We start from the raw sequence: 22,808 nt of genomic DNA, 5'->3' as shown, positions 1-22,808 counted from the left end.
GGGCCCGCCGTCGGCGGTGCCCACCCTTTCCGGTGCCACGGGTCCTGCGGGAGGCCCTACTGCGGGGCCATCTTGTCCACGATGCCCGGGTTCTTCTCCATCCAGGCTTTCACGGCCTCTTCCTCGTGGCCCGCGCCGCGCTTCTGGATCTGGTTCTCCAGGCCGGCGAGCTGGTCCTCGCTCAGCTTGAAGTCCTTGAACCACTTCGTCAGCTGCGGGTAGTTCTTCGGGAAGTCCTTGGACGCGATGGTGTGCAGCCGGTCGCCGTCGCCGAAGGCCTTCTCGGGGTCCTTCAGCTTGGTCATGCCGTACTCGCTGTACGCCCAGTGCGGGGTCCAGAGCAGCACCGCGATGGGCTCCTTCTTGGCGTACGCGCGCTTCAGCTCGGCCAGCATGCCGGGCGTCGAGGAGTCGACGACCTTGTACTCCTTGTCCAGGCCGTAGGCCGGCAGGACGTTCTTCTTCAGGTTCTCCATCGTGGCCGTGCCCGGCTCGATACCGACGATCCGGCCCTTGAACTGCGAGGCCTTGCCCTTGAGGTCGGCGAGGGACTTGACGTCCTTCACGTAGGAGGGCACCGCGATCTCGATGGAGGTCGGGCCGTACCACGAACCGAGGTCGCTCAGCTGCGAGCCGTACTTCTCCCAGTAGTTCTTCTGGGTGTACGGCAGCCAGCCGTCGAACTGCACGTCGATCTGGCCGCGCGACATCGCGGTGTACATCGGGCCGACCTCGAACTGCTTGAGGTTGATCCTGTAACCGCGCTCCTCCAGGACCGCCTTCCACAGGTACGTGGCGGCGATGTCCTCCTCCCAGGGGAACCAGGCCATCTCGACGGCGCGGTCGCGCTCGTCCTTGCCGCCGGCGCCCTTGGCCGTGCCGCCCTTGGCGACCGGGGTCCACTTGTCGGCGACGCCCGGGTTGGCCTTCAGCCAGGTGCGGACCGCCTCCTGCTCCTTGCCGGAGCCGGACTTCTGGATCTGCGCCTCAAGACTGGTGAGCTGGTCCTCGCTCATCTTGAAGTTCTTGAGCCAGCTGCCGACCTCGGGGTTGTCGGCGGAGAAGCCCTTGCGGGCCAGGGTGTGGATGCCGTCGCCCTTGCCCCAGAGGTTCTTGGGGTCCTTGAGCTTGGTGAGCTCGAACTGGTTGTAGGCCCAGTGCGGCGACCAGAGCGGAACGACGATCGGTTCCTTCTTGGCGTACGCGCGCTTCAGTTCGGCCAGCATCGACGGCGTGGAGCCGTCGACGACCTTGTACTCCTTGTCCAGGCCGTAGCCCGGCAGGATCTTGTCCTTGAGCAGGCCGCTCTCGCCGGCGCTCGGCTCGATGCCGACGATCCGGCCCTTGAACTGCGAGCCCTTGCCCTTGAGGTCGTCCAGCGACTGCACGTCCTTCATGTACGAGGGGACGGCCAGCTCCAGCGAGGTGGGGCCGTACCAGGAGCCCATGTCCTCCAGGCGGTCCTGGTACTTCTTCCAGTAGCTGGCGTGGGTGACCGGGAGCCAGGAGTCGGTCTCGAAGTCGATCTGGCCGTTGGCCATGCCGGTGTAGAGCGCGCCGGCCTCGTACTGCTTGACGTCGACCTCGAAGCCTCGCCGCTCCAGCATCTCCTTCCAGAGGAAGGTGGAGGCGATGCCCTCGTCCCACGGGATGTAACCCATGCTGATCTTCTTGCCCGCGCCGATGGCCGAGCCGTCGGCGGCGTTCTCGCCCTTGTCCGGGCCGGAGGAGCCGAAGACGCCCAGGGCGCCCGCGACGAGCGCGAGGATCACGACGCCGGAGACCGCGACGACGGGCTGCGGGCGGTGGTTCCAGATCTTGAGTCCGCCGGCCATCGCCTGCGCCCTGGCGAGCGCGCGGCGGGCCAGCGGGGAGACCTCGCGGCCGAGCGCGCCGGTCATCCGGTCCAGGTACATCGCCACGATGACGATGGAGATGCCCGCCTCGAAGCCGAGACCGACGTCCACGTTGCCGATGGCGCGGTAGACGGCGCCGCCGAGGCCGCCGCCGCCGACCATGCCGGCGATGACCACCATGGAGAGGCCCAGCATGATGACCTGGTTGATGCCCGCCATGATCGTGGGCAGGGCCAGCGGCAGCTGGACCCGCAGCAGGGTGTTGCGCTTGGTGGTGCCGAAGGCCTCGGCGGCCTCGACCAGCTCGCCGTCGACCTGGCGGATGCCGAGTTCGGTCATCCGGACACCCGGAGGCAGCGAGAAGATGATGGTGGCGATGATCCCGGGGACCACGCCGACGCCGAAGAAGATGACGCCGGGGATCAGATAGACCATGGCGGGCATGGTCTGCATGAAGTCCAGGACCGGCCGGGTCACGGCGCTGACGGTCTTGGAGCGGGACGCCCAGATGCCCAGCGGTACGGCCAGCACCAGCGCGATGATGGTCGCGACGAGCACCAGGGTGAGGGTGTCCATCGCCTCGTCCCACAGCTCGACGGAGTCGATGACCGCGAAGCCTACGAAGGCGAGCACACCGGCGAGCAGGCCGCGCAGCCACCAGGCGATGACCGCGACGATGCCGGCGAAGAGCAGCGGGGCGGGGGCGGAGAGCACGGCGGCGATGCCGTCGAACATCGTGCTGACGATCGAGCTGATCGCGTCGAACAGCCAGGCCAGGTGGGTCTGGAGCCAGTCGACGGCGGAGTCGACCCAGTCGCCGAGAGGGAGCCTAAACACTGGCCACCTTCTTCGTGCCGGCCGTGCCGGGCCTGACGTCCTGCGGGGGCTCGGCGGGGGTCATCGGCTCGCCGAGGACGGCGAGCAGCCGGGCGCGCGGTACGACACCGACGAGCTCGCCCTCGGCGTCGGTCACGGCGACCGCGACACCGCTGCGCGAGCAGGGCGTGAAGAGCTCGATGATCGGCGTGGACTCGGTGACGGTGGCCGGGGCGGCCGCGAGCACATCGGCCGCGGTGCGCAGTTCCTCGCCGTCGTCCGTGCTGCTGCCCATCACGGTGTGCGGCTCGGCCATGATGGCGCCCGCGGTCAGCACCCGGGTCCGGTCGACGTCCTGGGTGAAGGAGGCGACGTAGTCGTTGGCCGGGGTGACGAGGATGTCCTCGGCGGTGCCGAGCTGGACTATCCTCCCGTCGCGCATCACGGCGATCCGGTCGCCGAGGCGCATGGCCTCGTTGAGGTCGTGGGTGATGAAGACGATGGTCTTCTTCAGCCGCTTCTGCAGTTCGAGCAGCTGGTCCTGCATGTCCCGGCGGATCAGCGGGTCGAGCGCGCTGAAGGACTCGTCCATCAGCAGCAGGTCGGCGTCGGTGGCCAGGGCGCGGGCCAGGCCGACACGCTGCTGCATGCCGCCGGACAGCTCGTCGGGCCAGGACTTCTCCCAGCCGGCGAGGCCGGTCAGCTCCAGCGCCTCGGCGGCGCGCTTCTCGCGCTCGGCACGCGGTACGCCCTGGACCTCCAGGCCGTACGCGGCGTTCTCCAGCACACTGCGGTGGGGAAAGAGCGCGAAGTGCTGGAAGACCATGCTGATCTTGGAGGACCGGACATGGCGCAGTTCGGCGGGGCTCAGGGCGGTCAGGTCCTGGCCGTCGAAGAGCACGCGTCCGGCGGTGGGCTCCAGAAGTCCGTTGAGCATGCGCAACAACGTGGACTTCCCGGACCCGGACAGACCCATCACGACGAAGATCTGTCCCGGTTCGACGGTGAACGAGGCGTCGATCACCGCTGCGGTCGTTCCGTCGGCGCGCAGCTCGTCGCGGTCGGCGCCGCCTTCGAGTTTCTGCACGGCTTGATCGGGTCGTCTGCCGAACACCTTGTACAAGCGTTCAGCTTGCAGCCTTGACACATACACCTCGCGGGTTGAACCGAAAAACGGTCTGCCACCCCCTCCGGCAGACCGTGGAGCGGCGCGGATTCGGTCCGCATGACACGCACACCGGTTGAAACCGGTACGTGATCCGCTCCGGCTGCGCGCCTGCCCCCACTTACACGACCCAAACACAAGAGTGATCCAGGTCACACATGAACGGATGATTGCAGCCACCCGCCCGCCTCGCCCACGCACCCCCTCGGCCGGCGTCCGCGACGGCCGGTGTCGGTGGTGTGCGGCATCATCGGGGTGTGACGCGACGCCTGATGCTCCTCGACACCGCCTCCCTGTACTTCCGCGCCTATTTCGGGGTGCCCGACTCGGTGCGCGCGCCGGACGGGACGCCCGTGAACGCCGTGCGCGGGCTCCTCGACTTCATCGGCCGCCTGGTGCAGGACCACCGGCCGGACGATCTGGTCGCCTGCTGGGACAACGACTGGCGTCCCCAGTGGCGGGTCGACCTGATCCCGACGTACAAGGCGCACCGGGTCGCCGAGGAGACGCCCGCCGGGCAGACGGACGAGGAGGAGATCCCCGACACGCTGTCCCCGCAGGTCCCGATCATCGAGGACGTGCTGGCGGCCCTCGGGATCGCCCGGGTCGGCGTCACGCCGTACGAGGCGGACGACGTCATCGGCACCCTCACGGCGCGGGCGACCGGCCCGGTGGACATCGTCACCGGCGACCGCGACCTGTATCAGCTGGTCGACGACGCCCGTCAGGTGCGCGTGCTCTACCCGCTCAAGGGCGTCGGCACGCTCCAGGTGACCGACGAGGCGTGGCTGCGCGAGAAGTACGGCGTGGACGGCGCGGGCTACGTCGATCTGGCGCTGTTGCGCGGCGACCCGAGCGACGGGCTCCCGGGCGTCCCCGGCATCGGCGAGAAGACGGCGGCGAAGCTGCTGGACGCGTACGGCGATCTCGACGGGATCATGGCGGCGGTGGACGACCCGAAGGCGAAGCTGACCCCGTCGCAGCGCAAGCGGCTGGACGAGTCGCGCGCCTATGTGGCCGTCGCGCCGAAGGTGGTCCGGGTGGCCGGGGACGTCCCCCTGCCCGACTTCGATCCGGCGCTGCCGCGCGAGCCGCGCGACCCGGCCGCCCTGGAGGCGCTGGCGGCGCGGTGGGGGCTGGGCGGGGCGATGCGGCGGCTGCTGACCGTCCTTGAGCACTGAGGTGCTAACTTAGGTATACCTAAGTCTTCGAATCAGGGAGTACCTCGTGGCAGAGCGGCCGGCCCGGCAGGGACCCAAGGCCCAGGGGGCGCAGGTCGTGCGCACCGAGCAGATCACCCCGCACATGGTGCGGGTGGTCCTCGGCGGCGAAGGGCTCGCGGACTTCACCCTCTCCGGCTTCACCGACCACTACATCAAGCTGTGCTTCGCGCCCGAGGGCGCGGACTACGCCCACCCGTTCGACATGGCCGCCATCCGGGAGGCCTACCCGCGCGAGCTGTGGCCCACCACCCGTACGTACACCGTGCGCTCGTGGGACCCGGTCACCCGGGAGATGGCCGTCGACTTCGTCGTGCACGGCGACGAGGGCCTCGCGGGACCATGGGCCCAGCGGGCACGGGTGGGCGAGCAGGTGACCTTCCTCGGCCCCGGCGGCGGTTACGGGCCGCAGGCCTCGGCCGACTGGCACCTGCTGGCCGGCGACGAGAGCGCGCTGCCGGCGATCGCGGCGGCGCTGGAGCAGATGCCGGCGGGCGCACTGGTGCACGCCTTCGTCGAGGTGCCGGACGCCTCGGAGGAGCAGAAGATCGTGACGCCCGACGGGGTGGCCGTGACCTGGCTGCACCGCGGCGACCGGCCCGTCGGCGAGGCGCTGACCGCCGCCGTCAAGGAGCTGGAGTTCCCCGCGGGCGAGGTCCAGGCGTTCGTGCACGGCGAGGCGGGCTTCGTGAAGGAGATCCGCCGCCATCTGCGTCTGGACCGCGAGATCCCGCTCGACCGGCTGTCCATCTCGGGCTACTGGCGGCTCGGCCAGAACGACGACGCCTGGCGCTCGGTCAAGCGCGAGTGGAACGCGCAGGTGGAGCGCGAGCAGGAGAGCGCCGCGTAACACCGGAATCACACCCGTACGCCCCGGCCGGCCTCGGGTTCCAGGGTCTTCCGTTTGGCCTGACCCAGACGAGAGGCCCTGGTGGTCGCCGGGGCGTACGCGCGTCCGGGGCGCGGAATCACCCCTCGGCGCCGCGCGCCGCCTCGCCGCTCACCGTTCTGCCGGTGCTGGTGCTCTACCTGGTCATGGCCGTGCGGCGATCTGGGCGCAGGTGATCGCCTGGGATCTGCTGCTGGGCCAGTGGATGTTCCTGGAAGGGCGCCGGCTGGGGATCTCCCCGCTGGTGATGGGGCCGTTGCTGGTGCTGACGATCCTGCTCTCGCCGTTCGGGCTGCTGGTCTTCCTCGCGCTGAGGGCGGTACGGAAACCGAGGACCCGGCCCGGGGATCCGGTCCCGGACCGGGTCGATGGCGCGACGTTTCCGTAGGCGCGCGTCAGACGGACTTCTGGTACGAGCGGAACGTACGGGTCGACAGCCCGACCGCCACCACCGCGAGGACCAGAAGGGCTCCCCCGCGACCGAGCACCACACCCCAGTCCGGGTCACCGTTCAGAGCCGAACGTCCGGCCACCATCGCCCAGTTGACGGGGTTGAAGTCGGCGATGTGCCGCATCCAGGACGGCATCTGGCCCGGGGCCATGAAGGAGGAGGAGAGGAAGGTCAGCGGCAGCAGCAGGAAGGTGTTGATGCCGATGATCGACTCGCGCCGGCGGACCAGCATCCCCAGGGCGTTGGAGAGCGCGCCGAAGACCGTTCCGAGCAGCACCGAGGCGACGACCAGGATCAGCAGTCCGCCCGCACCGCCCGGGTAGGCGGCTCCGGCGGCCCGGCCGAGCAGCACGATGACGACGGACTGCACGGCCGTGCTGATGCCGTTCTGCACGACGTTGGCGTTCATCAGCGCGTTGCGGCTGACCGGCGTGGTCAGGAAGCGGTTCAGGGTGCCCCGCTCGATCTCCTCCAGGGTGCCCATCCCGGCCCACATGCTCGATCCGAGCGCGCTCATCACCACGATGCCGGGGATCAGGTAGTCCAGATAGGACGTGGTGCCGAAGCCACCGAGCTCGACGACCTTCCTGAAGAGATTGCCGAACAGGAACAGCCAGATCACCGGCTGGATCAGGGAGATCGCCAGGAAGATCGGCTGCCGGACGATCTGCATGAGCTGACGCTGGGTCATGTACCAGGTCTGGGCGAGTGCGCGGCTGCTCATCGGTCGCCTCCGGCGGCGCTGAGGACGGGGGTCTGCCGGGCGGACGCGGCTTCGGCGTCGGCGAAGCGGCGTCCGGCGTAGCGCAGATAGACGTCGTCGAGAGAGGGGCGGGCCACGGTGGCAGCGGCGACCGCCGCGCCGGCCCGCTCCAGGGCGGCGAGCAGGACGGGGACGGCCGCGGCGCCGTCCCCGGCGCGCACGCTCACCCGACGGCCGTCGACCAGCGCCTCGTGCACACCGGGCAGTCCGCCGAGCGCGGCGGTGATCATCCCGGCGTCGCCCTCGGCGCGCAGCTCCATGTGGACGGCGTCGCCCCGGAGTTCGCCCTTGAGCTCGTCGGGGGTGCCTTCGACGACGACCCGGCCGCGGTCGACGATCGCGATCCGCTCGGCGAGCCGGTCGGCCTCCTCCAGGTAGTGCGTGGTGAGGACGATGGTCAGCCCCTCGTCCCCGGCCAGCCGGGCGATCTCGTCCCACATCGCCGTACGGGCCTCGGGGTCGAGCCCGGTGGTGGGTTCGTCGAGAAAGAGCACCTCGGGGCGGTGGACCAGGCCGAGCGCCACGTCGAGGCGGCGCTGCATCCCTCCGGAGTACCCCTTGACCTGGCGGTTCCCCGCGTCGGCGAGGTCGAAGCGGTCCAGCAGCTCATCGGCGCGGTGCCGGACGGCCGCGCCCCGCATCCCGTACAGCCTGCCCTGGAGCAGGAGGTTCTCCCGGCCGGTGGCGACCGGGTCGGCGCCGGACTTCTGGGCCACGACACCGATGGCGCGGCGGACCCGGTCGGGGTGACGCAGCACGTCGTGTCCGGCGACGGTCGCGGTGCCGGAGTCGGGACGGGCCAGGGTGGTGAGGATCTTGACGGTGGTGGACTTGCCGGCGCCGTTGGGGCCGAGCAGTCCGAAGACCGTGCCGGTCTCGATGGCGAGGTCCATGCCGCCCAGGGCGGTGACATCGCCGGGATAGGTCTTGATCAGGTCTCGCGCCACTACTGCGGGCGCACGGGTGCTCATGGCAGAGCTCTCCTGTGGTCGGCGGGGTGCTCGGGTGCACCGAGCACTCGGGTATGCCGAGCCGGTCCGCGCGAAGAGCGCCGGGCTATCCTTGGTGTGCCGCACCTCGATCGCCCGGCTCGCCTCCACGGCGTGACCGGTTCGGGGTTCGAGACCCCGGCGGTCGCTGCTCCAACAGCTCCCACCGGGGTCTTTCCCTGTCTGTTTCCTGCGTCCAGGTCTCGGTCCGGCGGATCAGCGCCGGCCCCGGCCTCAGCCGTTCCGCTGCGGGTCCAGGACGATCTCCTGCTCGTCCAGGTCCTGCCAGTCCTGCGGGACTGCACCTGTCTCGTGGAAGGACTTCCACTCCTCGATGCCGCTGATGGTCTCGTCGGTCAGTTCGGTGCGGAAGTCGTTGATCCACTCCAGCTGTGCGTCGATCATGTGCAGCTGGTATTCGGTCTCGATGACGAAGACGCGGGGCAGCTTCTCCCCCAGCTGACCGAGGACGCCCCGCAGGGCCGCCGCCTGGATCGCCAGCGCCGCCCCCCGGGTCTCCATCAGCTCCGCCACGTCCTGCGGCGGCAGCACCGGCAGCAGCGACAGCGCCGTCTCGAAGACCGGGTACTCGGCGGCGGGCACGGCGAGCAGATCGGAGAGCCAGTCCAGCATCTCCGCACGCCCGGCCCCGGTGATGCCGTAGAGCGTGCGCTCGGGGCGGTTGCCCTGCCGCTGGACGCCGGCCACCTCCACGTACCCGTGCTTCTCCAGGTTCTGGACGACGGTGTAGAGCGAGCCGAAATTGATCTTGACGCTGTGTTCCTTGCCGCGCCGCCGAAGCGTCTGGGCGATCTCGTACGGGTGCATGGAGCGCTCGGCGAGCAGCACCATGACCGTCAGCGCCAGCGGATTGCTGAGCTTGCGCCGCTTGGCCACCGACCCCACCACCCTTTTTACCTCGTCATCGAATACTCGTGGGCGAACATATCGCGTTCACCCAGACGCGTCAACCACGATGTATCGCGAATTTCGGGAGGCGTGGAAGGATCTCGCGCACTGACCAATCCGCGCTTCCGTCGGTCCCGGATCACTTCGGGGAGCCGATGCGCGATCAGGGAGGAGCCCGCGTGAAAGAAGCCCTGCACCGCAGCGGAGCGCCGTCGGCGGGGCCCGATCTCCAGGAACTGCTGGGGCTGGTGGCCCGGGGCGACCAGGAAGCCTTCGCCACGGTGTACGAGACGGTGAGCGGGCCCGTCCTCGGGCTCGTGCGGAGCGTGCTGCGCGATCGCGCCCAGTCCGAGGAGGTCGCGCAGGAGGTCCTGGTCGAGGTCTGGCGGTCGGCCGCTCGTTTCCGGGCTTCCCGGGGCAGCGCGATGAACTGGGTGCTGACCGTCGCCCACCGCCGGGCCGTGGACCGGGTGCGCTCGGCCGAGGCTTCGGCGGCCCGTGAGCACAGGGCGGCGCTGCTGGACCGTACGCCCGCCTTCGACCAGGTCACCGAAGAGGTGGAGACCCGGCTGGAGCGCGAACAGGTCCGCGGCTGTGTGCGGACGCTCTCCGAGGTGCAGCGCCAGTCCGTGACCCTCGCCTACTACCAGGGGCTGACCCAACGCGAGGTGTCGGAGCTGCTGTCCGTACCGCTCGGGACGGTCAAGACACGGCTGCGCGACGGGCTGATCCGGCTGCGCGACTGCCTCGGGGACCAGACATGAACGACGCCGGCACGACCTCCATCGGGAAGGACACATCTGCATGACCGTCTCCGTCGCACTGTTCACCTCCGACCTGCGGGTGCACGACAACCCGGTGCTGCGGGCCGCGGTACGGGACGCGGATGCCGTCGTTCCGCTGTTCGTACGCGACCGGGGCATCCACCGGGCCGGCTTCGACGCGCCGAACCGGCGGGCGTTCCTCGCCGACTGCCTCACCGACCTCGACGCGGCCCTGCGCCGCCGCGGCGGGCGGCTCGTCGTCCGGGACGGCGACGTGGTGGCCGCCGCCCGTGCCGTGGCCGTGGAGACCGGTGCGCGGAGTCTGCACGTCGCCGGCGGGGTGAGCGGGTACGCGACGCACCGCGAGAGCGGGCTGCGCACGGCTCTCGCGGAGGCCGGCTGCGCCCTGCACGTCCACGACGCGGTGGTCACCGCGGTCGCCCCGGGCCGGGTCGTCCCGGCGGGCCGTGATCACTACGCGGTGTTCACGCCGTACCTGCGCCGTTGGGAGGAGGCGGGCGTACGGGGAACACTGGCCGCGCCCCGCGCGGTGCGGCTGCCGGACGGCGTGGAGCCGGGGACGCCGCCCGGGCGGACGGAGGTCACCGGCGTCTCCCCCGGGCTCGCCGCAGGCGGCGAGTCGGCCGGACGCCGGCTGCTGTCGTCCTGGCTGCACGGCCCGCTGGCCGACTACGAGCACGGTCACGACGATCTGGCCGGTGACGCGACCTCCCGGCTCTCCCCCCACCTCCACTTCGGCTGCCTCTCGGCGGCCGAAGTGATCAACCGGGCGAGGGAACGCGGCGGACCGGGCGCCGACGCGTTCGTCCGGCAGCTCGCGTGGCGGGACTTCCACCACCAGGTGCTCGCCGCACGGCCGGACGCCGCCCGGGAGGACTACCGCACACGGCACGACCGGTGGCGGTCCGACGCGGACGAGATCGAGGCCTGGCGTGCGGGGCGCACCGGCTACCCGCTGGTCGACGCGGCGATGCGACAGCTGGCGTACGAGGGCTGGATGCACAACCGGGGCCGGATGCTCGTGGCCGGCTTCCTCACCAAGACCTTGTACGCGGACTGGCGGGTGGGCGCCCGGCACTTCCTGGACCTGCTGGTCGACGGCGACGTGGCGAACAATCAGCTCAACTGGCAGTGGATGGCGGGCACCGGCACCGACACCCGCCCCAACCGGGTCCTCAACCCGGTGGTCCAGGGCAAGCGGTTCGATCCGCACGGCGCCTATGTGCGCCGCTGGGTGCCCGAACTCGCGGAACTGGCGCGCGGCGAGATCCACGAGCCGTGGAAGATCACCGGGCCGCGCCGGGCCGCGATCGACTACCCGGATCCGCTCGTCGGCCTCGCGGAGGCACGGGCCCGGTTCGAACGTGCACGCGGCCTGGACTGACCCGCGATCGATCGGGTGAGGGAGCAATCCGCCCGGACCCGGGCGACGAATCCCCGTCGTGAGTGGAGATCGAGACGACGCACCGCGGACCGGGTCCGCCCGGCCCCCGCGGCCGGGCGGGACGCGCACCGCCCTCGCCGCGCTCAGCGGTCTGATCGCCGGGTTCTGCGCCCTGGCGGTCGCCGAGCTGGCCGCGGCTCTGGTACGTCCCGAGGCGGGCCCGGTCACGGCGGTGGGCGGTGCGGTGATCGACCGCGCTCCCCCGGCCGTGCGGGAGTTCGCCGTACGGAACTTCGGCACCGCCGACAAGCTGGCGCTCCAGCTCGGGATCCTGATCCTTCTGGCGCTCTTCGCCATGGTGATCGGGGTGCTGGCGCTGCGGCACCGGCGGATGGGGTCCGCCGCCGTCCTGGTCTTCGGCCTGGTCGGGGCCGTGGCGGCGACAGGGCGTCCGGAGGGCGCGCCGGCCGACGCACTGCCCTCGGTGGTGGGTGCCGCGGTGGCCGTCGCGGTGCTGTACCTCCTGGTCGGACGGCTGGCACCGGTGCCTCCTCCCGCAGCCGGGGAACGGGGCAGAGGGGCGGACGGCGGCTTCGACCGCCGGGGCTTCGTGGTCGCGGCCACCGCCACAGCGGCGGCCTCGGCGGGCGCGGGACTCCTGGGCCGGCGGCTCACCTCCTCCGTCCAGGCCGGGGCCTATGCCTCCCGTCATGACCTGGTCCTCCCGGCGCCGCGGTCCCCCGCACCGGAGATCCCGGCCGGTGCCGATCTGAGGATCCCGGGGCTGAGCCCGTTCATCACCCCGAACAAGGACTTCTACCGGGTGGACACGGCTCTGGTCGTGCCACGCGTCGACGCCGCCACATGGCGGCTGAGGATCCATGGCAGGGGTGTGGCGCGGCCCGTCACCGTCGGCCTCGACGACCTGCTGCGCAGGGAGGTCGTCGAACGCGACATCACCCTGGCCTGCGTGTCCAACGAGGTCGGCGGACCCTACGTCGGCAACGCCAGGTGGCTCGGCGTGCGGCTGGCCGATCTCCTGCGCGACGCCGGAGTACGCCCCCCGTCCGAGGGCGGCCCCGCCGACCAGCTCGTGGCGCGTTCCGTCGACGGCATGACGATCGGCACCCCGGTCGGGACGGTCATGGACGGGCGCGAGGCGATGCTGGCCTTCGGAATGAACGGCGAACCGCTGCCCTTCGAGCACGGCTTCCCGGTCCGGATGGTCGTACCCGGCCTGTACGGATACGTCTCCGCCTGCAAGTGGATCGAGGACATCGAGCTGACGACGTTCGCCGCCTACGACGCCTACTGGGTCAGGCGGGACTGGGCCCAGCAGGCACCGGTCAAGACCGAGTCACGGATCGACACCCCCCGCCCGCTCGCCTCCCCGAAGGCCGGCCTCGTGCCGGTGGCCGGGGTGGCCTGGGCCCAGCACCGCGGCATCTCCCGGGTCGAGGTCCGGGTGGACGACGGAAAGTGGCACATGGCCCGGCTCGCCGCCGCGGACAGCCGGGACACCTGGCGCCAGTGGGTGTGGGAGTGGCCCGCGACTCCCGGCCGTCACACCCTCCAGGTCCGCGCCACCGACGGAACCGGCGCCACCCAGACCGGCACGCGCACGGGCACCGTGCCCGACGGCGCGACCGGCTGGCACTCGGTGGTGGTCGACGTGTCCTGAACCCGCGCACGGACGGGGGAGCGTCGTGCGTACGCTGACCGGATGAATCCTCCAGGCCGCGTGGGACGGCAGGACCGGGTGGCGGGCGCCGTCGTCGGTTCGGCGGTGGGCGACGCGCTGGGCGCGCCCTTCGAGTTCGGCCCCGCCGGTGTGTACACGGCACGCTTCCCGGACGGCGTCGGCACGATGTGCGGGGGCGGCGGCTGGGATCCGGGCGAGGCCACGGACGACACGCAGATGGCCGTGCTGGTCGCGGAGTCGCTGCTGGAGCGGGGCGGCCTCGACCTTCCCGACATGTTCGGCCGGTTTCGCAGGTGGGCGGCGGGCGACCCGAAGGACATCGGGCTCCAGACCGAGGACGTCCTGACGAGCGGCGAGCCGTGGGACCTCGCGGCGGCGCTGCACTTCCAGGTCAACGGGCGCGCGGCGGGCAACGGTTCCCTGATGCGGGCGGCCACCTCCGCCGTGTACTTCGCGGCGCGGGGCCGGACGGCGACCATGGACGCGGCCCGCCGTATCGCCGCGCTGACCCATGGTGACCGGGCCGCCTGGGAGGGCACCGCGGTGCTCCACGAGCTGATCCGGGTGGCGCTGGACGGCGGCGATCCGCTCGGCGCCGTCCCGGGCGCCCTGGACCGTGTGCACGAGGAACACCGCGGCCGCTGGGCCACCGTCCTCGCGCCGGACTGGCACCCCGGGGCGGCTACGGAGTTCAACGGTGCGGTCTGGCCGTGCCTGGGCACCGCGCTGTGGGCGCTGCGCACCGCGGACACGTTCGAGAGCGCCCTGGCGGCGGCCGTCGACACGGGCGGGGACACCGACACGGTGGCCGCCGTGACCGGCGGTCTGGCGGGCGCGGTGTACGGCTTCGGCGCGATCCCCCCGCGCTGGACGGAGCCGCTGCACGTGCCGCTGCCGGGCCACGGGGACCGGGTGCTGCGGACGCCCGGCCTGGTGGCCCTGGCGGGGCGGCTGGACGCCGGCCCGGATCACAGGGTCCTCACGTGATCCCACGCGGTTCCCTCGGATTTTGCGGGCCCGGAATCTACACATAAGGGCGATATAAGCGCAGAATGACATTGCAGGCCGCGCATCGCACGGAAGTGACGGGCCGGGCTGCAGGAGGGAAGGAGACGAACCCCATGTCAAATCTCTCGCACACCGGCCGTGACATGGCCAGTCACCCGGATGTTTCCGAAATGCGCGATCGCTACGACCGCATGCTCGGTGGCCGCGATGTGGCCCTTGTGGACGCACCGGTGTTCCTCGTCGGTCTCTACTGCGCCATCTCGCCGTGGGTGCTGCACTTCACCGCGAGTCAGCCCGCACTCACGACGCACAACCTGATCATGGGTATCGCGATCGCCGCGCTGGGCCTCGGGTTCACCGTCATGCCGGAGCGCATGTACGGCCTGAGCTGGGCCATCTGCGCGATGGGAATCTGGACGATCCTCTCGACGTGGATCGTCGGCAGCAGCCCCGGCCTCGGCATCGTCCTGAACAACGTCATCATCGGCGGTCTGACCGTGCTGCTGGGACTGGCCTGCGTGGCCGTGTCCATGAAGAGCGGCAAGCGCGCGGCCTGAGACAAGGGATCGCTCGGCACAAGGGGTGCCCGGCCGGTCCGCTCCGCGCGGACCGGCCGGGCACCCGTGTGGTCGGGCCCGCGGGTCAGCTCTGCCGGAACGGCAGATAGTCCACGTCGTACCCGAAGTACCGCGGCCCGGCGAGCGCCAGGCCGCCCGGGCTGGTCCAGCGCGGGTCGCAGGGGGCCGCGAGGACACTGACGCGCAGGCCGTAGCGCAGGCCCTCGGTGGTCACCGGGTCGCCGGTGTCGGTGTCCAGCACACAGATGAGGTCCGGCGTGGTGGCGACCGTCTCGCCGTCGCGGGTGGCCAGCAGATGCTCGTTCTGGAAGCCGAGCTCCAGCACCCGGCCCGCTTCCTCGCCGATGCCCTCGATCCGGGCACTGCCCCGGGCGAAGCCGCCCTGGGTGCGGCGGCTCACGTCGATCACCTTGCCGGTCAGCAGATGCGTGCCGGACAGCATCGCCCGGGCCGCAAGCACCGGGTCGGTGTGCGCGGCGCGCGCCTCGCGCACGGCGGTGCCGAGCCGCTCGGCGAGCGTCAGCGTGTCGGGGACGAGGCCGGCGGCGAGCTGGTCGCCCCGCATCACGGTGTCGGCGCTGGAGATCTGGCAGCCGAGCTCCACGCAGACGGCCCGCGCGATGCGCTCGGCGGCATGGTTGGAGACGGCGTCGACGATGATGCTGTTGCCCTTGTCGTCGGCGAGCGCCATCGGGGTGTTGGCCACCCCGATCAGGCCGGGCAGCACCATCTGCGCCTCGGGGAAGGCACGGCCCATGGCATCGCCGTCGACCAGCGGCAGCCCCGCCTCGGCGGCGCAGGCGATGGGCAGCATGGAGTTGACGCCGCCCACCTCGATCGGCGCGATGTGGGTGGCGGCCCGGCCGATGTGCTTCTCCAGGGCGCGCAGGGCGGCCACTTCCTCGCCGCCGGCGGGGACGCGTTCCAGCAGCACCGTCGGCGCCCCCATCCCCGAGACGGGCACCACGGTCGCGTCGGCCGGCACCTCGTCGAAGGCGACGAGCCGGACCGGGCCGTACTTGCGGATGGCCTCGCGGGCCAGCAGCTTGCCGATGTACGGGTCGCCGCCCCCGCCGGTGCCGAGGATGCCCGCGCCGCGCGCGATGTCGTCCAGGTTGTCGAGGTTGATCTCACGCATGTGACGCTGCTCCATGGGTGTCGCGTGCCCCGGCCGGGGCACGGGTGCTGCCGATGCCGTTCAGGTCGAGGTCGCCGACCGCCTTGACGCGGATACGGGTCGCGCCGCCCGGCAGGTAGGCCAGCGGGACCTCCTCCACGTCGACGACGCGGACCGTGCCGGGCCTGGCGCCCGCGCTCTCGGCCCGGCCCACGGCCTCCTCACGGGCCTCGGCGAGCACCGCGTCCCGGCGCCCCTCCGGGACCTGGAAGACCCGGTCCACCTCTCCGCCGACCTGGGCGATGGCGGCGCCCACCGCGTTGGCGACGTCGAAGTGGCCGGGGCGGCGCACATCGTCGAAACCGGGCAGGGCCGCGGGCACCAGTACGCTGCCGCCGCCCACCGCGACGACCGGCAGCGCCCCCGCCGAGGTGCGCATGCGGTCGACGGTCTCGGCCAGCCGCTCGGCGATCCGGTCGAGCGCACGGGCGGTGAACTCCGGGTCCAGGTGGGCGACGCGGGAGCGGTCGCCGATGTCGGCGCGGCCCGCGGCGACCGCGAGGTCGGTGGCGGTCAGGGTGGAGCCGCCGAAGACCAGCGCCTCCTCGGTGAGCCGGAATCCGACCGAGCGGGGACCGGTCTCGCCGTCCGGCGACACCAGGGAGCCGCCGCCGATCCCGAGGGAGAGGACGTCGGGGATACGGAAGTTGGTACGGATGCCCGCGGCCTCGCTCTCCCCCGCCGCCTCGCGCGGGAAGCCGCCGGCCAGGATGCCGACGTCCGCGGTGGTGCCGCCGACATCGACGACCGCGCAGTCGCCGAGCCCGGACAGGAAGGCGGCGCCACGCATCGAGTTGGTGGGCCCCGACGCGAAGGTGGCCACCGGGTAGGCGCGGGCGAAGTCCACGTCCATGAGCGTGCCGTCGTTCTGCGACAGGAAGAACGGGGCGGTCAGCGACACCTCGGCGAGCGACTTGGCGAACGACTCCACGATCACGGTCGCCAGGTCGCGCAGGGCCGCGTTGATGATCGTGGCGTTCTCGCGGGCCAGCAGCCCGACCCGGCCGAGCTCGTGCGAGAGCGAGAAGTGCACCCCGGGGCCGAGTTCGGCGCCGAGGATCTCGGCGGCCCGGCGCTCGTCCTCCTCGGCGACCGGGGAGAACACCGACGAGACGGCCACCGAGGTCAGACCGCGCGCGGCGATGTCGGCGGCGGTCCGCTTCAGCTCCTCGGGGTCGAGCGGCGACAGCGGCCGTCCGTCGAACTCCCGCCCGCCGTGGCAGAGATAGCCGTGTCCTCCGACGGCCACCCGCTGGCGCTCCGGCCAGTCGGTCATCGGCGGCAGCGCCGCCGTGGCGGGCAGGCCGAGGCGTACCGCGGCGACGGGGGCGAGCCTGGCGCCCTCGATCAGCGCGTTGAGGAAGTGGGTCGTGCCGATCATCACGGCGGTGACCGATTCCATCGGCGGGTCCAGGGCCCGGATCGCCGAGGTCACGCCGGAGGTGACGTCGGAGGTGGTGGGGGTCTTCGCGGTCGCGATGATCCGGTCGTCGTCCCCCAGGAGGGCGGCGTCGGTGTTGGTTCCTCCGACGTCGATTCCGATGCGCATGGTGTGTCTGTCTTTCGTAGGGGGTGGGGTTCTCGGGTGGCGTACGGGTCAGACGGCGGCCTTCGGCGACCAGGCCGTGCCCGTTTCCGCCTCGATCGCCGCCGCGGGGCGGACGGGCTGTTCGAAGGGCAGGTCACGGGCGCCGCGCACCAGGCCGAGCTTGCCGAGGACGACGTAGCCGAGCCCGGCCAGCAGCAGTGAGTTGAGCGCCGGGATGCCCCACCACTGGTAGTGGTCGCCGAGCCAGCCGAACAGGGAGGCGGCGGCCCACAGGGCGATCGTGGCGGGCACCCAGCTGGGTTCGGTCTCGGGCAGCCGTCCGAGGGAGCGCGAGGCGTCCAGCTGCGGCCGCCACTTCTTCACCACGAAGTACTCGGCGACCATGATTCCGGCGACGGGCGGGGTGAGGACACCGAGCACCGTGAGGAAGTCGGTGAACCGGTCCAGGATTCCGGCGGCCGCGGCGAGGCTGCCGAGGACACCGATCGTGACGGTCGTGCCGACCCGGTTCAGCCGGACCTTGAACAGTGCCTCGACCGCGCCGATCAGGCCGAGCGAGGACGAGTAGAGGTTCCAGTTGTTGATCTTCACGGTGGCGGAGACCAGGACGATGACGCCGATGACACCGGAGGAGGAGGTGATGATGGCGATCAGGTCGGAGGACTTCACCGCGTAGGCGAGCAGCACTCCGCCGAGGCCCAGGACGTACTCGCCGAGGCTGATGCCCACCACCGTCTGCTTGACGACGTCGCCGGTGTTGCGGTTGAAGCGGGTCATGTCGGGGGTGGTGACCGCGCCGACGATGTACGAGCCGGCGACGATGGTCGCGCCGGTGGCGATGGACATGTGGGCGCCGAACGGAGCCGAGGCCACCAGGTCACCGATGTTGTGCCGGGAGAACTCGACCATCATCGCCCAGCCCGCGAGGCCGAGGAAGGCGGGCACGGTGACGAACGCGGTCCAGCCCATGGCACGGAAGCCGCGCAGTACGAGCGCGGTGACACCGAGCCCGCAGACCAGGCACCAGGCCCAGACCGGCAGTGCGGGCACGATGGAGTGCAGCCCGGCCGCGAACACCGCCGTCTGCACACCGAACCAGCCGAACAGGCTGACCGCGATGACGAGTCCGATGAGGGTCGAGCCGTAACGGCCGAAGCCGGTCCAGCGGACCAGCATCGAGGTGGACAGGCCCTCCCGCATTCCGGCGATGCCGACGAATATGCAGACGATCTCCAGGATCACCGAGCCGAGCGTGAACGCCCAGAAGGCGCCCCAGAAGGAGAGCCCGGCGCCGAGCGCGGCACCCAGCAGGAACTGCGTCAGGTCGGAGAGCTGGCCGAAACGCTGCACCGCGACGTTGAACCACGAGTAGCGGGCCGCGCGGGGCACCCGCTCCAGCGGGTAGTCCTCGTCCTGCTGCGGCGGCTCCGTCCGCGCCGGTGTCCGTGCGGGTGGCTCGTGATGCACATCGAACTTCTGGGTCATGGGGACGGTTCCTCGGGTGAGCGGGCGGGCAGGAGGGCGCAGCAGCACGGCACCGGGCTGCTCCGAAGGGGAGGGGAAAGGGGCGGGGAGCGGGGTTCAGAGCGGGAGGGGTGGCCCGACGGCGCGGGCCCGCAGGAGCACCGCGCCGGGCAGATACGGCACCGGGAGGTCCGGTTCCGCGTGGGTGCGTACGCGCCTGGGGTCGGCCCCTGCCCGTACGGCACCGGCGCGGGCCAGGTCGCGTACTTCGTCGCGTACGGCGTCGAGCCGGCGGCCGGGGGCCCGGCTGACGATGCGGTCGCAGTGGCCGCCGACCGGGCTGGCCGCCGCCCCGAACGCCCCGGCCACGCCGCCGTGTTCGGGGCGTACGACGTCGAATCCGGTCAGCACCCCGCCGGGTACGCCGCCCGCCCCGCCGCCGACCAGGATCAGCGGGAGGAGTCCGGCGGCGGGACGCATCCGGTCGGCGGCCTCGGCGAGTTCGCGGTGGGCGTCGGCGCGCACGGTGATCAGGTCGGGGAAGCGCAGGCTGACCGGGACGCCGCCGATGCGTTCGCCGGGCCCCGCCTCCTGCGGGTAGCCGCCGGTCAGCGCGCCCACCCGGGCGCGGCGTTCCCCGATGTCGGCGACCACGGCGTCCCGGAGTCCGGCCAGGAGTCCGGCGCCCCGGATGGTGCAGGCGGGTCCGCTGCCCAGGCTGAGTCCGGGCTGCCTGCGCAGGTACTCCAGGCTCATCAGCGTGCCGTCGCTGCGGGTGACCAGGACGGCGGCGCCGGGGGCGAGTCCGAGCCGGGGCAGGGTGGCGGTCAGCTCGTCGGCGACCCGGGACACCAGCACGGACAGGGCGGCGTCGAGGACCGTGGCGTTCTCGCGGGCCAGCAGGTCGAGGGTGCCGACGTCGCTGGAGAGCAGGACGGTCGTGTCGGGACCGGTCTCGGCGCGCAGGATCTCGGCGGCCTCCCGTTCCTGGCCGCCGTCGACGGGCGAGAACACGGCGGTGACGGCGAACGCCTCGGCGCGGCCGGCGAGCGAGGCGCCGAACCGGGCGACGGCGTCCCGGTCGAGCGGTACGAGGTCACGGGGGGCCAGTCCGCCGCCGCCCCCGACGTTCGCGGTACCCGCGCACACGGCGTCGCGCAGCGCCCGGGGCCAGCCGAAGAGCGGCCGCACGGCGTCGGCGGCGGCGCCCCCGACCCGCAGCACCCCGACCCGGGCGAGCCCGTCCCGCTCCCTGACCGCGCGGGCGGCGACCCGCAGGCCCACGGCGAGCTGGCCGGCCCGGCCGCGCAGTTCGGCGGGGAGCGCGCGGACGGCGGCGGCGAGCGATCCGACGGCGTCACCGGTCAGCGAGGGCACCTTCACGGCCCGCACCGCCCGGTCGCCGTCGAGCAGCACGGCGTCGGTGTTGGTGGGCCCGACGTCCACTCCGAGGATCATGGTGTGCCTCCCGGGGCCCGGCGTCCGCCCGTGGCGTCCGGAAGACCGGCGAGACCGAAGGCGGACGGGCCCGCCAGCCGCAGGCCCTCGGGCGTGTACCAGGCGGGGTCCGAGGGGAGCGTGACGAGGTGGACGCGCAGTCCGTAACGGACCTCCTCGACCGGGACGGCCCAGCCGGTCGCCACGTCGACCAGGGCGATGACGTCCGGTACGACGGCGAGCGGGGTGCCGTCCTCCAGGGCCGCGACGAATTCGCTGCGGGCCTCGACGAGCACCAGTCGGCCCGCGTCGGGGCCGCCGCCCTCCAGCAGGACGCCGGTGGCGTCGGCGCCGTCGGCGTCCTCGGTGGCGTACCTCCGGACGGACGAGACCTTGCCGGTCAGCAGCGGCGCGGGACCTTCGCCGCGGCCGAGGGCCAGGGCACGGGTGACCGATCCGGCGACGGCGTGCCGGGCCGCCTGCCCGGCGGTCAGGGGGTAGTCGGTGGACGCGGCGCGCCCGCCGAAGGCGACGACGGCGGCGCGGGCGAACTGTTCCAGGTGCGCGCCGTCGACGTCGTCGACCACGACGGTGTGGCCGTGCTCGTCGGCGAGCACGGCCGGTCCCGGGCGCAGCCCGGCCAGTTCCAGGACGTTCTGGTCCATGCGGGGAAAGGCCCGGCCCATCGAGTCGGCGTCGAGCAGCGGCAGCCCCAGCCGGGCCGCCCAGGCGACGGCGACGCAGCCGTTGAGCCCGCCGATCTCGCTGCTCATCACCGCGGCGACCGGGGCGCCGTGCAGGGCCTCGAAGCGGGCGCGCAGCCGTGCCGGTTCCTCCCGGCCGCCGATCCGCTCGGCGGCGACGGCGGGCGATCCCACGAGCCCCACGGGCATGACGAGCGCGTCGGCCCGGAGCACGGCCGGGTCGACGACGGGCACCGGACCGCACTCCTCGATCGCCTGTCCGGCGACGGGAAGGGTCACAGCGGCGGGTCCGCCGCCCCCTGATCCCAGGACGGCACAGCCCCGCGCGAAGTCGGCGAGTGCTCCGGCGTCCACGTGCATGAATCCCAGCGTACGGAGACAGAACACGCTCCCCATGGGCCATGGGCCCGCGCTTCCGCGGCCCGGTGTGCTTGCAGCACACTGGATGGATGGCGAAGATCCTGGAACTCCTCTCCTCCCCCGGACTCGGCGCGGTCCGTCCGCTGGTGGGCCCGCTCGACGCGGTGGAGGTCACGGGGGTGCGTCTGGAGCCGCGCGCGGACCGGCTCGCGGCCATCCCCACCGGGACGGTCGCCGTGCTGCTGGCCCCGGTGCCGGGCCATCTGCTGGACGTGGCGGTGCGGGACGCGGCCGCGGCGGGAGCCGCCGCGCTGGTCCTGACGGGCGTGACGGAGGCACCGCACGGGCTGCCCGCGGAGGTGACGGCGACGGCGCGGGCGCTCGCCGAGCGGGGCCGGGTCGCGGTGCTGTACGCCGACGGGGACCTCGCGGCCCTCGCGGTGGCCGTGGAGCGGGCGGTGGCCGGGTCCGCGGCGGACGCGCTGGCCCGGGTCGCGGAGGCGGCGCGGGAGGTGACGGCCGTCGCGGGCGACCCCGGCCGGGTGGCCTCGGCGGCGGGCCGTGCCCTGGGCGTGCCGGTGGAGCTGCGCGCCGCGGGACCGGGCGAGGAGGGCGCTTCCGCCGCGGGCCCGGACGGTGAGATCCGGCTCGCGGCCCCGGCCCGCCCCGGTCACGCGGGGGCGGCGGTGCGCTCCGTCCTCGCGCTGGCGGCCCTGGCCGCCGCGGGCGGCGGGCACGGGGACGTTCCCGTGCGCTCCCGGGGGCGGCTGCTCGCCGAGTTGCTCGTGGCCCCGCAGGACCAGGCCGCCCGGCTGGCCGCCCGGGGCCGGGCGCTCGCGCTGCCGGTGGACGGCTGGCACATCGCGCTGCGGGTGGAGGCGGGCGGCCTGGACGCCTCGAACCGGCCGAAGGCCCTGGACGCGGTGATGTCGCAGGCCCTGACCCTGCTGCGCGCCTGGGACGGCGCGGCGGTGCTCCCCGGCACCACCACGCCACAGGCCGCCGACACCGTCCAGTGGAACGCCGCGCTGGTCGACGACGCCCTCGTCCTGCTCAGCACCTGGCCGGCCGACCCGGGTCCGGACGGGCGGCGCGCCACCCTGGCCCGCGCCCGCCGGGTGGTGGACCGGCTGGCCGGACTGCGCCCGGAGGCCGGGCTGCGGTGCGGCGTGGGCTCGTCGCACCGGGGCCCGCTGGGCATCCGCACCTCCGCCCGCGAGGCCCGGGCCGCGGTGCCGCGCGGTGCGGGGCCCGCGGTGGCGGCGCACGACGCGGTGGGCCTGGACCGGATGCTGCTGGAGTGGTACGCCTCCGACACCGCGCGCGAGGCGGTCAGCGAACTCCTCGCCCCGGTACTGGCGTTGGGCCCCGAGCGCGCCGAGCCGCTGCTGCGTACGCTGCAGGGCTATCTGGACCACAACAACTCTCCCGCCCGCGCCGCGGAGGCACTGCACCTGCACCGGAACGCGGTGGGCGCCCGGATCCGCAAGATCGTCCAGCTGACGGGCGCCGATCTGAACGAGCCGGACGTCCGCCTCGCCCTCCAGCTGGCCTGCCGCGCGGGCCTGTCCACCGCCCCGGCGAACCGGCCCTGAGGAGTGA

18 protein-coding genes and 1 pseudogene are annotated in these 22,808 nt (G+C 72.6%); 9 read left to right on the top strand and 10 right to left on the bottom strand.

Translation table 11 applies throughout. From position 1 onward, the window contains the following. Positions 1-56 precede the first annotated feature (56 nt). A complete protein-coding gene (locus ACWCPY_RS12225) occupies positions 57-2,693 on the bottom strand; it encodes an ABC transporter permease/substrate binding protein (RefSeq protein WP_451264225.1) in 2,637 nt (878 codons plus the stop codon). After that, on the bottom strand, positions 2,686-3,759 hold the full coding sequence (locus ACWCPY_RS12220; RefSeq protein WP_451264224.1) for a quaternary amine ABC transporter ATP-binding protein: 1,074 nt from the start codon (positions 3,757-3,759) through the stop codon (positions 2,686-2,688). The genes ACWCPY_RS12225 and ACWCPY_RS12220 overlap by 8 nt, the downstream gene beginning before the upstream one ends. Before the next feature lie 350 nt (positions 3,760-4,109). Here ACWCPY_RS12220 and ACWCPY_RS12215 point away from each other — a divergent pair, with 350 nt between their 5' ends. The 3 genes and pseudogenes from ACWCPY_RS12215 to ACWCPY_RS12205 all read left to right on the top strand — a co-directional run. Then, entirely contained in the window at positions 4,110-5,018 is a 909-nt protein-coding gene (locus ACWCPY_RS12215) for a 5'-3' exonuclease (protein WP_451264358.1), read from the top strand. A gap of 46 nt (positions 5,019-5,064) precedes the next feature. Beyond that, positions 5,065-5,907, top strand: coding sequence for a siderophore-interacting protein (locus ACWCPY_RS12210; protein WP_451264223.1), 843 nt, complete (start codon positions 5,065-5,067; stop codon positions 5,905-5,907). A 137-nt stretch (positions 5,908-6,044) separates the two neighbouring features. Beyond that, positions 6,045-6,334: pseudogene (locus tag ACWCPY_RS12205) on the top strand (abscisic acid-deficient protein Aba4 family protein); the annotation flags it as partial. A 7-nt stretch (positions 6,335-6,341) separates the two neighbouring features. On the opposite strand, the gene ACWCPY_RS12200 reads toward ACWCPY_RS12205, so the two are convergent. The 3 genes from ACWCPY_RS12200 to ACWCPY_RS12190 form a co-directional block, all read right to left on the bottom strand. After that, a complete protein-coding gene (locus ACWCPY_RS12200; protein WP_451264222.1) occupies positions 6,342-7,121 on the bottom strand; it encodes an ABC transporter permease in 780 nt (259 codons plus the stop codon). After that, positions 7,118-8,131, bottom strand: coding sequence for an ATP-binding cassette domain-containing protein (locus ACWCPY_RS12195; protein WP_451264221.1), 1,014 nt, complete (start codon positions 8,129-8,131; stop codon positions 7,118-7,120). The genes ACWCPY_RS12200 and ACWCPY_RS12195 overlap by 4 nt, the downstream gene beginning before the upstream one ends. A gap of 252 nt (positions 8,132-8,383) precedes the next feature. Next, positions 8,384-9,046 (bottom strand): PadR family transcriptional regulator, encoded by a 663-nt coding sequence (locus tag ACWCPY_RS12190; RefSeq protein WP_451264357.1) that lies wholly within the window; start codon positions 9,044-9,046, stop codon positions 8,384-8,386. 191 nt (positions 9,047-9,237) lie between these two features. Between ACWCPY_RS12190 and ACWCPY_RS12185 the strand changes: the two genes are divergently transcribed. From ACWCPY_RS12185 to ACWCPY_RS12165, 5 genes are all read left to right on the top strand, one after another. Further along, the gene (locus ACWCPY_RS12185) at positions 9,238-9,822 is read left to right on the top strand and encodes a sigma-70 family RNA polymerase sigma factor (protein ID WP_451264220.1); all 585 of its coding nucleotides are present in this window, start codon (positions 9,238-9,240) and stop codon (positions 9,820-9,822) included. Between the two features lie 40 nt (positions 9,823-9,862). Beyond that, on the top strand, positions 9,863-11,227 hold the full coding sequence (locus ACWCPY_RS12180; protein ID WP_451264219.1) for a cryptochrome/photolyase family protein: 1,365 nt from the start codon (positions 9,863-9,865) through the stop codon (positions 11,225-11,227). Positions 11,228-11,378: 151 nt separating this feature from the next. Next, entirely contained in the window at positions 11,379-12,908 is a 1,530-nt protein-coding gene (locus ACWCPY_RS12175) for a molybdopterin-dependent oxidoreductase (RefSeq protein WP_451264356.1), read from the top strand. A gap of 42 nt (positions 12,909-12,950) precedes the next feature. Beyond that, entirely contained in the window at positions 12,951-13,916 is a 966-nt protein-coding gene (locus tag ACWCPY_RS12170; RefSeq protein WP_451264218.1) for an ADP-ribosylglycohydrolase family protein, read from the top strand. A 134-nt stretch (positions 13,917-14,050) separates the two neighbouring features. Beyond that, positions 14,051-14,494 carry an SPW repeat protein gene (locus tag ACWCPY_RS12165; RefSeq protein WP_451264355.1) on the top strand — a complete coding sequence of 148 codons (444 nt, stop codon included), beginning with the start codon at positions 14,051-14,053 and terminating at the stop codon, positions 14,492-14,494. A gap of 85 nt (positions 14,495-14,579) precedes the next feature. On the opposite strand, the gene ACWCPY_RS12160 is transcribed toward ACWCPY_RS12165, so the two are convergent. The 5 genes from ACWCPY_RS12160 to ACWCPY_RS12140 all read right to left on the bottom strand — a co-directional run bounded on the left by ACWCPY_RS12160 (position 14,580) and on the right by ACWCPY_RS12140 (position 21,206). Next, complete coding sequence (locus ACWCPY_RS12160) at positions 14,580-15,653, bottom strand: DUF917 domain-containing protein (RefSeq protein ID WP_451264217.1); 1,074 nt, start codon at positions 15,651-15,653, stop codon at positions 14,580-14,582. After that, a complete protein-coding gene (locus tag ACWCPY_RS12155; RefSeq protein ID WP_451264216.1) occupies positions 15,646-17,241 on the bottom strand; it encodes a hydantoinase/oxoprolinase N-terminal domain-containing protein in 1,596 nt (531 codons plus the stop codon). The genes ACWCPY_RS12160 and ACWCPY_RS12155 overlap by 8 nt, the downstream gene beginning before the upstream one ends. 48 nt (positions 17,242-17,289) lie before the next feature. Further along, positions 17,290-18,726 (bottom strand): purine-cytosine permease family protein, encoded by a 1,437-nt coding sequence (locus ACWCPY_RS12150; RefSeq protein ID WP_451264215.1) that lies wholly within the window; start codon positions 18,724-18,726, stop codon positions 17,290-17,292. A 96-nt stretch (positions 18,727-18,822) separates the two neighbouring features. Continuing rightward, positions 18,823-20,163: a hydantoinase/oxoprolinase N-terminal domain-containing protein gene (locus tag ACWCPY_RS12145; protein WP_451264214.1), complete on the bottom strand. Its 1,341-nt coding sequence runs from the start codon at positions 20,161-20,163 to the stop codon at positions 18,823-18,825. After that, positions 20,160-21,206, bottom strand: a complete 1,047-nt coding sequence (locus ACWCPY_RS12140; RefSeq protein ID WP_451264213.1) for a DUF917 domain-containing protein — start codon at positions 21,204-21,206, stop codon at positions 20,160-20,162. The genes ACWCPY_RS12145 and ACWCPY_RS12140 overlap by 4 nt, the downstream gene beginning before the upstream one ends. A gap of 89 nt (positions 21,207-21,295) precedes the next feature. Between ACWCPY_RS12140 and ACWCPY_RS12135 the strand changes: the two genes are divergently transcribed. Further along, entirely contained in the window at positions 21,296-22,801 is a 1,506-nt protein-coding gene (locus tag ACWCPY_RS12135; protein ID WP_451264212.1) for a helix-turn-helix domain-containing protein, read from the top strand. Positions 22,802-22,808: the final 7 nt, after the last annotated feature.

Source organism: Streptomyces sp. NPDC002403 (assembly GCF_053593015.1).
Note: the sequence above shows the minus strand (reverse complement) of the source record. Positions and strands in the feature narration are given on the sequence as shown.